A 13,720-nucleotide genomic window follows, 5' to 3' on the forward strand; every position below is an offset into this window, starting at 1 on the left:
AGCGCGGTCAGCGGGTGTAGGCGAAGACGTCCCGCAGGTTGTTGGTGTCGTCGGGGACGACGGTGCCGCGGATCGCGTCGAAGACGACGACGGCGCCGTTGCCCGAGATCACCGAACCACCGGTCGCGATGCGGTTGTTGAGCGGCTTGGTCGTGCCGGCGTTGCGGTCGCGCAGGTACAACGAGTCCGTCACCTTGCCGCCCGCGCGCAGGTCCTCGCCGGCGTGGAACGTGACGTAGCGGCCGTCGGCGGAGATCGACGGCGTGACCACCGGGCCCTTGGCCTGGCGCTCGGCGCTGTCCACCGAGACGAGCTCGGTCTTGTCCTTGCGGCGGTCGTGGACGAAGACGTCGACCTTCTTGTCGGTGTCGCCCTTCGCGAGGTTCTTCGCCGCGGAGGTGAAGACGACGTACCGGCCGAAGCCGGCGATCTGCGACTCGAAGCTGCGCTTGGCGGCCTCCTCGCCCTTGCTGCTGACGGAGACGCGCTCGGTCTTCTTCTTGGTCAGGTCGCGGACGAAGACGTCGTGGGCCTTGTTCTTGTCGCCCTTGACGTAGTCCTTGCTCTTCGCCGTGAACGACACGAACTGCCCGTTGTCGGAGATGCTCGGGTCCTTGCCGCCACCCTCGCCGCCCTTGCGGGTGATCGTCACCAGCTGGGTGGTGCCGGCGGTGCGGTCGCGGACGTAGACGTCCTGGTTGCTCGAGGAGCTGTCCTCGTCGGCCAGAGCCGCGAACGACGTGAACGCCACGAAGCGGCCGTCCTTCGACACCGAGGCGTCGAGGCTGCGCTGCTGGGCGGCGGACTCGTCGGAGGCCACCGACACGATCTCGGTCGTGCCGGCGACGCGGTCGCGGATGAACACGTCGCTCATCCCGTTGAAGTCGTTGGCGACCAGGTCGTTGGCCGAGGACGTGAAGACGACGTACCGGCCGTCCGCGGAGACGTCGTTGACCAGCCCGCCGCTGGCCTTGCCGCCCGTGCCGACCGTGACCAGCTCGGTGGTGCCGAGCACGCGGTCGCGCACGTAGCCGTCGGCCACGAGGTTCTCGTCCTGCGGGGACAGGGTGGTGGCGTTCGACGTGAACCCGACGTAGCGGCCGTCGGCGGACGGGATGCCCCCGCCGCTGACGTTGTCGGCCTGCGCCCCGGCCGCGCCGACCGACACGCGGTCGACGGTGGCCGCCGCGGTGGCGGTCCCGGTGGTGGCGGCGGTCACCGCGACGACGCCGAGGGTCAGGCCGACGGCGACGAGCGGCCTCATCGTGTGCTTGTTCATGTGGTGGTTTCCTCCCGTAGAGGCCCGCATCGAATCACGGGCCGGGCCGAAAACGGCGCGAATCGCCAAGGTAACGCAGAGGCGACTTCTCGGCTCAGGCGAGGGACTCCACGCGTGCCTCGTGCAGCGCGCGGCGACGTGACGATCAGGCCTGGACCGGTGTCGGCCGTTCGTCGTACGCCGGGTGGTGGCTCGCCACGTTGCGGGCCTCGGTGAGGTGGCCGCCCAGGTAGGCGCCGACGGCCGAGACGGCCGCTCCGGCCAGGGCGAGCCGGGCCCCGGTGCGGTGCCGGTCGCGCTTTCGGGCGAACCACGACGCCGTGTACACGCCGATGGCGACGGCGTTGGTGACCGCGTGCACGAGGCCGACGCGCTTGTCGCGCGGCCCCACCCTCGACCACTCGGCCCATCCGGTCCAGGCCGTCGGCCCGACGACCAGCAGACCGGTGCCGATGAGCCGGCGAGCCGATTCCGACGAGTCGGCGCCACCCACCAGGTCGAGCACGGTGGCGGAGGTCCACGTGCCGAGCACGACGTCGGTGAGCACCGGGTGGACGGCGTGACCGAGCCACTCGCCACGCAGCACCGCGCCCCGGGCACCGTTGCCGAACACGGCCTGGATCAGCGGCTCCACGGCCCGGACCGGACCGTCGAGCGACGTCGCGTCCTCCAGCCCGAGCGTCCAGCGGACGACTCGAGGCGGTTCCACCGTGTCCATCGCGTCTCCTCCGAGGGTGCGCGACCAGGACGTTCCCCGCTCGCCCTCGGACCCAGCGTTTCCCCGACGGACGCGCAAGTCAATGGCGTGGTGCCCGCACGCGTGCTGCCACCGCCGTCAGGGCGACCCCACGCTCGGCATCGGCCGGACCTGGACGTCGTCCCGGTCCTCGGTCACGAGCACGGCATCGCCCTTGCCCAGGGGCCCGACGACGTCCCCGGTCAGCCCGAGCACGGCGGCCTCGTTGGTCGGGCTGTGTCCGACGACGAGGGCCCGACCGCCGTCGGGCAGCGCATCGAGGACGGCCCGCAGCGCCCGGCCGAGGAGGAGGGACTCCTTCTCGACGAGGTCCGCGTCGACTGCGCGCATCCGCTCCACCGTCGCGCCCTTGCCGGCACCCTTCGCCGCGGCACGCCAACGATCCTCGACCGAGGAGCGCAGCCCGGCCGTGACGGTGACCGGTACGTCCTCCTGACGTGCGGCGCGCCGCAGGATCTCGACCATCTGGGTGGCCCGGTGAGCGCCGGTCGAGCCGAACAGCGCGTACGGCGGGCTCAGTCGCTCGCGTCCGATCGCCTCGGCCGCCGCAACCCCCTCCGGCGTGAGCGCGTCGCCGTCGTTGTCGGTGTGCCGGAACAGCTCCACGTAGCGCATACCACCGGCTTACTCCGTCCGGCTTCCGGCGCCAAGGGCGGCACCCTAGGCGAGGGACTCCACCCAGGCCTCGTGCAGCGCCGCGAACCGGCCGCCGGCGCCGCTGTTGGAGCCGAGCGCGATCAGCTCCTCCGGCGAGCCGTCCTCCATGATCCGGCCGTGCTCGAGCACCAGCACGCGGTCGGCGATCTCCACCGTGGAGAGCCGGTGGGCGATGATCACCGCCGTCCGGTCGGCGAGGATCGTGCGCAGGGCGCGCTGCACGAGCCGCTCGGAGGGTACGTCGAGCGAGCTGGTCGCCTCGTCGAGGATCAGCACGTCGGGGTCGGCGAGGAACGCCCGGGCGAACGCCACGAGCTGCCGCTGCCCCGCGGACAGCCGGCCGCCCTTGTTGGCGACGTCGGTGTCGTAGCCCTGCGGCAGCTCGGTGATGAAGTCGTGCGCGCCGATCGCCCTCGCCGCGGCCACGACCTCCTCCAGGCTCGCCTCGGGCCGGCCGAACCGGATGTTGTCGGCGACGGACCCGTTGAACATGTAGTTCTCCTGGGTCACCATCACGACCGAGCGGCGCAGCGTCGGCTCGTCGAGGTCGCGCAGGCTCACCCCGTCGAGCAGCACCCGGCCCTCGACGGGGTCGTAGAACCGCGAGAGCAGCTTGGCGATCGTGGTCTTGCCGGCGCCGGTCGTGCCGACGAGGGCGAGGGTCTGGCCCGCCGGTACGACGAGGTCCATCCCGGGCAGCACCGGCACGCCCTCGACGTACTCGAAGCGGACGTCCTCGAACCGCACCTCGCCGCGCACGTGCTCGAGCGGCACCGGGTGGGCCGGCTCGGGCACCGACGGCTCCTCCTCGAGCACCCCCGAGAGCTTCTCGAGCGCCGCGCTCGCGGACTGGAAGGTGTTGTAGAACTGCGAGATCTCCTGCATCGGCTCGAAGAACTGCCGCAGGTAGAGCAGGAACGCCGCCAGCACGCCGACGGTGACCTCGTCGTGGAAGGCGAGGTAGGCGCCGTAGAGCAGCGTGATCGCGATGGTGATGTTGCCGATCAGCTTGATGCCGGGCATGAACCACGTGACCGCGCGGAAGGCCCGCAGGTTGGCGACGCGGTACTGCTCGTTGACGTCGTCGAAGATCTCGGTGTTGCGCGGCTCGCGGCGGAACGCCTGGACCGCGCGGATGCCGAGCATCGACTCGACGAAGTGCACGATGACCAGCGCGACCTTCTCGCGGGTCACGCGGTAGGCGGCGCCGGACTCCTTGCGGAACCAGTTGGTCAGCCAGAGCAGGAACGGGAAGCAGAGCAGCGCCACCAGGGCGAGCTTGACGTCGAGCACGAGCAGCAGCGCCGCCGTGCCGACCAGCGTCAGCATCGCGGTGACCAGGCCGTCGAAGCCGGTCTCGAGGAGCTCGTAGATCGCGTCGACGTCGGAGGTCTGCCGGCTGATGACGCGGCCGGAGGTGTACTCGTCGTGGAACGCCGGGCTCAGCTTCTGGAAGTGTCGGAACACGCGGCGGCGGATCTCGAACAGCATGTCCTGGCCGATGCGGCCGGACAGCACGAGGAAGGTGCGCCGGGTGACGGCCTGCGTGATCGTCGCGAGGAACGCGATGCCGACGATCGTGAGCAGCACGCTGATGTCGTTGTTCTCGGCGATCGGCGGGATGCCGCGGTCGATGCCCTCCTTGACGAGGTAGGGGATCGAGAGCCGGGAGGCGTTCTCGACCAGCACGATCGCGACCAGCACCCAGATCCAGCGCTTGTGTGGGCGGATCAGCTCGCCGAGCAGCCGGCGCGAGCGGGCCTGGAGCATCGCGCCGACGCGCGCGTCGACGTCCTGGCCGTCGGCGGCGACACCGCGCCAGTCCTGCTCGTCGGTCGGGCTGGTCGACGTGTCCTGCGTGGCCGTCATGCCGACACCTCCTCGAGCTCGGCGTCGGTATCGGCGTCGGCCGCGAGCAGGTCGCGGTAGGCCGGGACGGTCGCCATCAGGTCGCTGTGCCGTCCGACGTGGGTGATGGTGCCGTCCTGGAGCAGCGCGACCTTGTCGGCGAGCAGCACGGTCGAGGCGCGGTGCGCGACCACGATGCCGGTGGCGTCGCGCAGCACGTGGCGGAGCGCGTCCTCGACGAGCTTCTCGGTGTGCACGTCGAGCGCGGAGAGCGTGTCGTCGAGGACCAGCACTTTGGGCCGGGCAAGCACGGCGCGGGCCAGGGCGAGCCGCTGGCGCTGGCCGCCGGAGAGCGACATGCCCTGCTCGCCGATGCGGGTGTCGAGGCCCCACGGCAGGTCGTGCACGAAGCCGGCCTGGGCGACCTCGATCGCCTCGAGGACCTCCTCCTCGGTGGCGTCGGCGCGGCCGAGCGTGAGGTTCTCGCGCGCGGACATCGAGAACAGCGTGGGCTCCTCGAACGCCGTCGCCACGACCGAGCGCAGGTCGGCGAGCTCGAGGTCGCGGACGTCGACCCCGTCGATCGTGACCCGGCCGGCCGTGACGTCGTACAGGCGCGGGACGAGGGCGGTCAGGGTGGTCTTGCCGGAGCCGGTCGCACCGACGACGGCCACGGTCTCGCCGGGCTCGACGTCGAGGTCGACGCCGTGCAGAACCGGCCGGTCGGGCTCGTCGGGGAACGCGAAGCCGACGCCCTCGAACCGGAGGTGGCCGCGCGGCTTCGCCAGGACGCGTTCACCGCTGACGATGGAGGGCACCGTGTCGAAGATCTCGTTGATGCGGGCGGCGGCGGTCATCGCCTCCTGAGCCATCGCCAGGATGTAGCCGAGCGCGGCGATCGGCCAGACCAGCGACAGCATCAGGGTGATGAAGGCGACCAGGGTGCCCGGGGTCAGGTCGCCCTGGCCGACGCCGTACGCCCCGAGGAGCAGCACGACGACGACCGCGACGTTGGGGATCACCTCGAGGAAGGTCCAGAACTTCGCGGCGAGCCGGACCTTGTCCATCGAGGTGCCGTAGAGCTTCTGCGCGGCGTGCTCGTACTGGCCCGAGACGTGCTCGCTGCGGCCGAACGACCGGATCACCCGGATGCCGACCGCGCCCTCCTCGGCGAGCGTGGCGAGGTCGCCCTGCTCGTCCTGGACGCGGCGGGAGATGACGACGTACCGGCGCTCGAAGCGGTTGGACAGCGCGATGATCGGGGCTGCGGTGAGCGCCACGACGAGGCCGAGCGGCCAGTACATCTTGAGCAGCACCAGGGTCACGACGACGAGCTGCACGACGTTGATGACCAGGAACAGCATGCCGAAGCCGAAGAACCGCCGGATCGCGCTGAGGTCGGTCGTGACGCGCGAGAGCAGCTGGCCGGACTGCCAGTGGCCGTGGAAGGCCATCGGCAGCTGCTGGAGCCGGACGTAGAGGTCGTGCCGCATCGCGGTCTCGACGTTGAGCACCGTGTTGGACTGCACCCAGCGGCGCCAGAAGATCAGGACCGCCTCGACCACGCCCAGCGCCAGCGCGAGCAGGCCGAGCGGCAGCACCGGCTCGATGTCCTTGTCGGTGATCGGGCCGTCGATCATCGCCTTGGTGACGAGCGGGATCGCGATCGACAGGCCGACACCGACGAGCGCGGTGCCGAGCATGATGCTCAGCGAGGTGAGGTGCGGGCGGAGGTAGCCGCGCAGGCGCCACAAGGAGTGCACGCTCGCGGGCGGGTGGTCACGGTGGTGGGTGTCGGGCTGGGCGTCGGCTCCGGACGGCGTCGCGGCATCGGTCATCTGCTGGGCGGGATCCCCTCGTCAGGCGCAGCGGCGCGCTCCTGGCATGGGTGGCCCGGGACGCGCCATGGTTGTAAGGCACAGATTACCCGGTGCTCCTGACGTCGCCCAAGTCGATTTCGGACAGGCGAACGCCGCGGCCGGTCTCCGGCCGCGGCGACACCAAGGCAGGCCCGCGGTGCTGGGGGCTCGTCACCGCGGGCCCGCCCGGGGCGGGCGGGGGCGCTGGTCCCAGGACCGCACCCCCGCCCTTCCTGATCGGGTCAGGACCCGAGCTTCCTCCGCGACCAGCGGCCGCGGGCGATCATCAGGGCGCCGCCGAGCAGGACGAGTCCCGCGCCGGACCAGAGCACCATCCCGCTCGGACCACCGGTCTCCGGGAGACCGGCCACCACCACCGGCGGACGCGGCCGGGGCCGGGGCCGGGTGTCCTCCTCGGGCAGGATCTGCGGGCCGCAGACGGTCACCGTGGCCGTCGCGTTCGCGCCGGTCTGGACGATGCTCGCCGTGTTGGTGAGGTCGACGCACTCGTTGGTGTCCGCCGCGAGGTCCAGCGAGTAGCTGAACGGCGTCGGGGTGCCGGCCGCGTTCCAGGTGGCCTGGCCGAGCGGGATGACCTGACCCGGGACGGTCTGGTCGTCGACCACGTCGACCACCTTGTTCGTCTCCTGGTCGAGGGCGAAGGTCACCGGCGACGTCAGCGCCACCGATCCCTGGGCCCAGGTCACCGTCGTCGTACCGGTGCCGGTGTACGCCGGCTGGCCCGTGAAGGCGCAGCTGTAGGTGTACGTCCTGCTGCTCGACGCCGGGACGACCAGGTCCTGGCCGGGCGTCAGCGAGCAGGCGGCGCCGCCGCCCAGGTCGGTCAGCGTCGAGGCACCGGCGGTGAGCGGCTTGTAGGCGTTCCCGTTCGAGATCGTCAGCGCCCCGGACATCGTCCAGCCCGAGTCTGTCGACGCACCCGGGATCGCGTTGACCGTGTAGTCGACCCTGGCCGTGCCGTTGTCGCCGACGTCGAACCGCGTGCCACCGGCCGCCTTGGCGATCGACCAGTCGTAGGTGCGGTCGTAGCTGGCGTTGACGATGTTCGCCAGGACGGCGTCATCCTCGACGCAGAGCGTCACGGTCGCCTCGTCGGACAGGTCCGGGCTCCCCTCGAGCGGCACGGTGGCCGTGTTGGTGAAGTCCGTGCACTTCCCGGCGGTGCCGGTCAGCGGCAGCTGGTAGGTGAACCGGGTCGGCGTGCCGTTCGGGTTCCACGTCGCCTCGCCCAGCTCGACCCGCTTGCCCGGGACCGTCTTGTCGTCGTACACGCTGACGACCTTGTCGATCTCGTTCACCAGCGCGAACGTGACGCCCTCGTCGTCGGACGACGCCGTGCGCGCCTGGCCGGTCGGACCCGTCCAGCTTGCCTTCGCCTCGTTGCTGCCGGAGTAGCTCGGCCGGCTGGTGAAGGTGCAGGTGTAGTCGAGCGTGACGGAGTCGCCCGCGTCGATCTCGACGTCCTCGCCGTCCTCGACGGTGCAGACCGCCCCGCCGCCGACCGACGGCACGTCGGTGATGTCCGCCGTGATCGACCCGTCCGCGTAGTCATTGGGGTTGGTCACCGTGATGGTGCCCCACATCGCGAAGTCGTGGTCGTCGTGGCCGGCCTCGCCGGGCAGCTGCGGGGTCACCTCGACCGTGTAGTCGAAGGTGCCCGTGGTGCCGTCGGTGACCTCGACGTCGTCGAGCTGCTTGGCGACCTTGTCCAGACGCCAGTGGTACGTGCGCTCGTACGTCGCCGTGACGGTCTTGTCGAGCTCCAACGCGTCCTCCGCGCAGACGGTGACCGTCTCGTCGGCCGCCTGCTCGGTCTGGACGATCGTCGCGGTGTTGTCGTGGTCGACGCAGGTGCCGCCGATCCCCTTCACCGTCCGGTCGTACTCGAACGTCTTCACGCCGTCGAACCAGTTGGCCGTGCCCAGGTCCTCGACCTCACCGCTGCCCGCGATGGTGGCGTCGTCGAACAGGTCGGTCACGTCGACCACGTCGTTGATCTTCTTCGTGAGGGCGAACGTGATCGGCGCCGTGCCGACCGCCGTCCGGGTGCCACCGCTACCGGTCCACGTGGCCGTGGCGGTGTTGGTGCCCTGGTAGGACGACGGGCCGGCCTGCGGGAAGGTGCAGGAGTAGCTCAGCGTCTTCGTCTCGCCCGCGGCGATCGTGAGGTCCTCGCCGGACGCCACGGTGCAGGTCGCACCGACCGTGTTGGTGTCGGTGACGTCGGCCGTGATCGAGCCGACGCCCGCGGCGTTCGGGTTCGTCACGTCGATCGTGCCGGTCATCACCCAGCCGCCGTCGACGTACGAGCCCGGGTCGACCGTGACCGTGTAGTGCGCGGTCGCGGACCCGCCCTCGGCGATCTCGAAGGAGGTCTTGTCGGCCTGCTTCGTGATCGACCACAGGTAGGTGCGCTCGTAGGTCGCGTCGACGGTCTTGGTCACCGTGAGCGCCTTCTGCACGCAAAGGGTGGCCGAGGCGGTGTCGGTCTGCCCGGTCTCGACGATCGTCGCCGTGTTGTCGTAGGTCGTGCACTGGCCGGCGACACCGGTCTTGGTCAGGGAGTACTCGAACGACTTCGGCGCGCCCCACGTGGCGGTGCCGAGGACGTTGCTCGCACCAGGGACGGTCTTGTCGTCCTTGACGGTGATCGTCTTGTTGGTCTCCTTCGCCAGGCTGAACGGCACCGCGGTCGGGACCGAGGAGGCGGACCCGCCGTCCCAGGTCGCGACGGCGGTGTTGGTGCCGCCCTGGTAGAGCGGCGCCGAGCCGAAGGTGCAGGTGTACGGGCGGCTGGCCGACGCCGGCACGACCTGGCCGTTCACGAGCGTCGCCTGGCCGATGAGGACGTCGTCACCGTTGGTCACGCTGCAGACTGCGCCGCCGCCCACGCTCGGCACGTCGGTGAGGTCGACGGTCATGGTCTTGAACGTGTTGGGGTTCTTGGCCGTGATCGTGCCGCCCATCGTCCAGCCGCTGTCGGTGTAGCTGTCCGGTGTCGCCGTGACCGTGTAGTTGAAGGTGTAGTCACCACCGTCGATGTCGACGTGGGTCTTGTCGACCTGCTTGTCGATCAGCCACGTGTAGGTGCGGTCGTAGGTGCCGGAGGCGGTCTTCTCGACGCTGACACCGAGTGGCGCGCAGACCTCGACCGTCTCCTTCGCGAGCTGCTTGGTCTCCACGATCGTGGCGGTGTTGGTGTAGCTCACGCACTGGCCGGGCTGCCCCTGCAGCTCGAGCGCGTAGGTGAACGTGTGCGTGGTGCCCTGGGCCTGCCACGTGACCGAACCCAGCGCGTGGCTGGCGCCCGGGACCGTCTTGTCGTCGACGATGTTCACGGTCTTGCCGACCTCGCTGACCGTCCAGTCGGACTCGACCACGCCGGCGTCGCCGCTGGCGGTGCCGGTCGGCGTCGAGGCGGCCGCCTGGTCCCAGGTCACCCAGGCGACGTTGGTGCCGGTGTAGCTCGGCTTGGTCGCGAAGGTGCAGAGGTAGTCGAACGTCTTGCTGCCGCTCTTCGGGATCGTGAGCCCCCCGGTGGTGTCGACCATGCAGGACACGGAGTCGTTGTTGTACTCGTCCTTGATGCCCGTCAGCGTGACGTCCTGCCAGTCGTTCGGGTTGGACACGGTGATCGAGCCCTGCATCAGCCACCTGCTGTCGGTGGCCGCGCCGTCGGTGACGGTGACCGTGTAGTTCGCGGTCGCCTTGCCGGTCTTCGGGTCGACGTCGAGCGTGGTGTCCGTGGCCCTCTTGTCGATGTTGAAGGCGTAGTTGCGGGTCAGGCTCGCGATCTTGTTCTTGCTGACCGTCAGGTCCTTGCCCACGCAGACGTTGGCCTGGGCCGAGTCGTTCTGACCCGTCTCGGTGATCGTGGCCGTGTTGTCGTAACGCGTGCAGGTGCCCGGGGTGCCGGTGAAGGTCTTCTCGTACGTCCGGGTCTCCGGGCTCGCACCCTCACCCCAGGTGTTCACCCACGCCGGGTCGAAGGTGTGCTGGTTGTCGGTGATGGTGACCGTCTTGTCGGTCTCCGTGTCGACCTTGTAGGCGTAGTCCGCGGTGCCCTGGGCCTTGTCGGTCCCCGGGTTCGAGGAGCTCGCCTGCTCCTGGGTCTGCGGGTAGTCCGCCAGGCTCCACTCGACCTTCGCCGTGTTGGTGCCGTCGGCCGGGTTCGCCGCCGCCGGCGCGCAGGTGTAGCCGAAGTCGGTGGTCTTGCTGGCCGCCAGGCTCACCTGGAGGCCGGCGGCAGCACCCGAGACGTCGGTGACGTTCGGGAAGCTGCAGACCGTGCCGTCGCTCAGCACGTCGGACAGGGTGACGGTCATCGGCAGGCTGTTCGGGTTCTTCACCGAGACGGTGCCGTGCACCTCCCAGCCGGACTTGATCTTCTCCTTCTCCGTGACGGTCACGCCGTACTGGAAGGTGGCGCCGGTGCCCTGGGGGACGTTCTGCGTCGCCGAGGCGCCGTAGCTGCCACCGGGGTTGCGGACGGCCTTGTCGATCTCCCAGGTGTAGCGGGCGTCGTACGTCGCCACGGCCGTCTTCACGACCTCGGGCTTGTCGTACTTGCGCTTGTCGCTGAAGGTGAAGGTGACCGTCTCGCCGGTGGCCAGCGTCTTCTTGGTGCACCGGTCGGCGTCCTCGGCGTCGGTCACGCACGGCGCGGGCAGGAAGTAGCCCTCGGGCGCCGCGAGCTCGGTGACCTTGTAGCTGACGCCGGGCTTCACGTTGGTGACGGTGATCTTGCCGACCGCGGGGTCGGCGTCAGCGAGCTCGCCGGCGGTCACGTTCGCGTCGTTGTCGGTGACCGTCTTGGGCGTCGCGTCCTGCGATCCGGCCGTCGGGTTCGGGTCGATCTCGAACTTCGCGCCCGGCACCGTGACCGGCTGGCCCGTCGCCGCGTCCAGCTTGACGATCTTGATCGTGCCGCAGTCGGACGGGATGTTCACGGGCCCCTGGACGAGGTCCTTGAGCCGGCTGGTGTCGCCGTTCTCGTTGCCCTCCTGGGTGCGCATGTTGAAGGTGCTGAAGCCGCTCACGGGGCAGGAGGTGGCGCCGAGGTCGGTCAGGTTGATGACCAGCTCGAAGAACTGGTTGGCCGGGATCTTGCCGTTCGACAGGTAGGGGGAGCCGAAGTAGTCGTCGATCGGGGCGGTGTTGACGCCGAACTGTGTGAACTGGTCGCACGGGAGGAGCGCGCCCCACTTGCTGCCGTCCCACAGCTGGGCCTGCTGGCACTCCTGGGAGTCGCTGCCGTTGATGTCCAGGTTGATCCGGAGGTCACCCACGGTGCGGACGGGCATAGCGGACGTCTGCGCCTTCTGGTTCAGCTCGATCCAGTAGTTCTGCGTGCCGGTGCCGCTGCCGCGGTCCCAGCCGAGTGCGAGCATGAGGTCGCCGTTCTGCCGGTAGTCGTAGATCAGCACGTTGCCGACGTCGGACTTGCCGGACGCCACGTTGTCGCCGACCGACCAGCCCTTCTCCTGGCCCTCGCCGTCGTAGTCGTTCTCGCTGTTACCCGGACCGAAGCCGTCGTTGTCGGCCGGGTCGGTGCTGATCTCGTCCTCGATGAGGACGAAGTGCGCGTCACCGACCTTCAGGCCCTGCCAGTCGGTCGCGATGCCGTCCTGGTTGCCGTCGGTGTCGATCCCGGTGGGCGCTGCGTAGGCGGCCGAGATCCCCAGGAGGGGGAGCGTCAGCAGCGCGAGCGCCGCGGACAGCACCACGCGCACGGCGATCGAGAAGAGAGAAGGCCGCGCGTTCGGACGCGAGCGGCGAGAAGGCTGACTGGCCACGATCCCCCCAAGGATCAGTTCGGTCAGCCACCGGGAGGGCGGCACCGTCCACGCCGTGCGCGCAGGTGTGCGCACGGCGCCACGGCCACCTAGGCCCCCCAAGGTGGCGATGCGGTTGCCGGCCGGCGATCCCGGTCGACGAGACGCCCGCCCCCCATCGGCGCAACGTCGTGATGTTCCAGCGCTGTCCGGTCGTGATGCCCCCATCACTTCCGGACGCTTGAGTCTCGACCCGCCGATTAGACCGAGAAAAGACCTATGTCCCGATCTAGCCGAAACTTCATCCTTTCGGTTGCTTGATCGGACTTCTTGATGGTCCGACCGGGTGGTTCTCGAGTAGCCCGATCGGGCCATCGGCCGGCGTCGGACCAGTCCAGCCGCGCGGACTAGGGTGACCGCCATGACCACGCCTGAGGAGAGCGGCCCGGTGGTGCGACCGGCCATCGCGAACATCCCCGCCTACGTGCCCGGCAAGCCGCCCGCGGCGCGACCGGGGCTGACGACGTACAAGCTCTCCTCCAACGAGAACCCCTTCGACCCGCTGCCGGGCGTGGTCGAGGCGGCGGTCGAGGCGGCCGGCCGGATGAACCGCTACCCCGACATGGGTTGTACGGCGCTGTACGCCGCGCTCAGCGAGAGGCTGGGAGTGCCGACCGAGCACCTCGCGGCCGGCACCGGGTCGGTCGCCGTGATCTACCACCTGCTGCAGGCGTTCTGCGAGGCCGGCGACGAGGTCGTCTACGCGTGGCGGTCGTTCGAGGCCTACCCGATCGCCGTCGCGGTGACGGGCGCGACGTCCGTCCAGGTGCCGCTGGCGGCAGGTGGACGGCACGACCTCGACGCGATGGCGGCCGCGATCACCGACCGGACCAAGGTCGTGCTGGTCTGCTCCCCCAACAACCCGACCGGTCCGGCGGTGACGCACAGCGAGCTCGAGGCGTTCCTGGCCAAGGTGCCGCCGCACGTCCTCGTCGTGGTGGACGAGGCCTACCGCGAGTTCGTACGCATCGACGACCCCGTCGACGGTGTCGCGCTCCACCGCGCCCGACCCAACGTGGTCGCCATGCGCACGTTCGCGAAGGCCTACGGCCTGGCCGGCTTCCGGGTCGGGTACGCCGTCGCCGATCCCGAGGTCGCGGCGGCCGTGCGGGCCTGCGCGCTGCCGTTCGGGGTGTCGAGCGTGGCACAGGCCGCGGCGGTCGCGTCGCTCGAACGGGAGGCCGAGCTGCTCGAGCGCGTCGATGCGATCGTCACCGAGCGTGCGCGGGTCGTCGCCGCCCTGCGCGACCAGGGGTTCGACCTGCCCGACGCGCAGGGCAACTTCGTCTGGCTCGGCCTCGGCGACCGCACCCTGGAGTTCGCGAAGGCCGCCGACGAGGCCGGCGTCATGGTGCGCCCCTTCGCGGGCGACGGCGCGCGGGTGACCATCGGCGAGCCCGCCGGCAACGACGTCCTGCTCTCGGTGACCCCGGCCTTCGCCTCCTGAGCTACCGATGTCGGTAGT

The 13,720-nt window shown here is 70.1% G+C and carries 7 protein-coding genes; 1 reads left to right on the forward strand and 6 read right to left on the reverse strand.

Annotation, left to right across the window (positions count from 1 at the left end; translation table 11 throughout):
• Window positions 1-7 precede the first annotated feature (7 nt).
• The 6 genes from ETU37_RS16610 to ETU37_RS23300 all read right to left on the reverse strand — a co-directional run bounded on the left by ETU37_RS16610 (window position 8) and on the right by ETU37_RS23300 (window position 12,153).
• Window positions 8-1,279, reverse strand: a complete 1,272-nt coding sequence (locus tag ETU37_RS16610) for a TolB family protein (RefSeq protein WP_129988475.1) — start codon at window positions 1,277-1,279, stop codon at window positions 8-10.
• 145 nt (window positions 1,280-1,424) lie between these two features.
• Window positions 1,425-1,997, reverse strand: coding sequence for a DUF2231 domain-containing protein (locus ETU37_RS16615; protein WP_129988476.1), 573 nt, complete (start codon window positions 1,995-1,997; stop codon window positions 1,425-1,427).
• Between the two features lie 117 nt (window positions 1,998-2,114).
• The gene (locus ETU37_RS16620) at window positions 2,115-2,651 is read right to left on the reverse strand and encodes a hypothetical protein (protein WP_129988477.1); all 537 of its coding nucleotides are present in this window, start codon (window positions 2,649-2,651) and stop codon (window positions 2,115-2,117) included.
• A gap of 45 nt (window positions 2,652-2,696) precedes the next feature.
• Window positions 2,697-4,562 carry an ABC transporter ATP-binding protein gene (locus tag ETU37_RS16625; protein WP_129988478.1) on the reverse strand — a complete coding sequence of 622 codons (1,866 nt, stop codon included), beginning with the start codon at window positions 4,560-4,562 and terminating at the stop codon, window positions 2,697-2,699.
• Window positions 4,559-6,379, reverse strand: coding sequence for an ABC transporter ATP-binding protein (locus ETU37_RS16630; RefSeq protein ID WP_338068619.1), 1,821 nt, complete (start codon window positions 6,377-6,379; stop codon window positions 4,559-4,561). Before ETU37_RS16630 ends, ETU37_RS16625 begins: the two co-directional genes overlap by 4 nt.
• A gap of 263 nt (window positions 6,380-6,642) precedes the next feature.
• Complete coding sequence (locus tag ETU37_RS23300; RefSeq protein ID WP_165372568.1) at window positions 6,643-12,153, reverse strand: SpaA isopeptide-forming pilin-related protein; 5,511 nt, start codon at window positions 12,151-12,153, stop codon at window positions 6,643-6,645.
• Window positions 12,154-12,616: 463 nt separating this feature from the next.
• Here ETU37_RS23300 and hisC point away from each other — a divergent pair, with 463 nt between their 5' ends.
• On the forward strand, window positions 12,617-13,702 hold the full coding sequence (gene hisC / locus ETU37_RS16640) for a histidinol-phosphate transaminase (RefSeq protein WP_129988479.1): 1,086 nt from the start codon (window positions 12,617-12,619) through the stop codon (window positions 13,700-13,702).
• Window positions 13,703-13,720 lie beyond the last annotated feature (18 nt).

The organism is Nocardioides iriomotensis, assembly GCF_004168035.1.
Taxonomy (GTDB): Bacteria; Actinomycetota; Actinomycetes; order Propionibacteriales; family Nocardioidaceae; genus Nocardioides_B; species Nocardioides_B iriomotensis.

Excerpts from the sequence above, each read along its gene's own strand:
- ETU37_RS16610 (WP_129988475.1), bottom strand. The coding sequence starts at position 1,279 with ATGAACAAGCACACGATGAGGCCGCTCGTCGCCGTCGGCCTGACCCTC.
- ETU37_RS16615 (WP_129988476.1), bottom strand. The coding sequence starts at position 1,997 with ATGGACACGGTGGAACCGCCTCGAGTCGTCCGCTGGACGCTCGGGCTG.
- ETU37_RS16620 (WP_129988477.1), bottom strand. The coding sequence starts at position 2,651 with ATGCGCTACGTGGAGCTGTTCCGGCACACCGACAACGACGGCGACGCG.
- ETU37_RS16625 (WP_129988478.1), bottom strand. The coding sequence starts at position 4,562 with ATGACGGCCACGCAGGACACGTCGACCAGCCCGACCGACGAGCAGGAC.
- ETU37_RS16630 (WP_338068619.1), bottom strand. The coding sequence starts at position 6,379 with ATGACCGATGCCGCGACGCCGTCCGGAGCCGACGCCCAGCCCGACACC.
- hisC (WP_129988479.1), top strand. The coding sequence starts at position 12,617 with ATGACCACGCCTGAGGAGAGCGGCCCGGTGGTGCGACCGGCCATCGCG.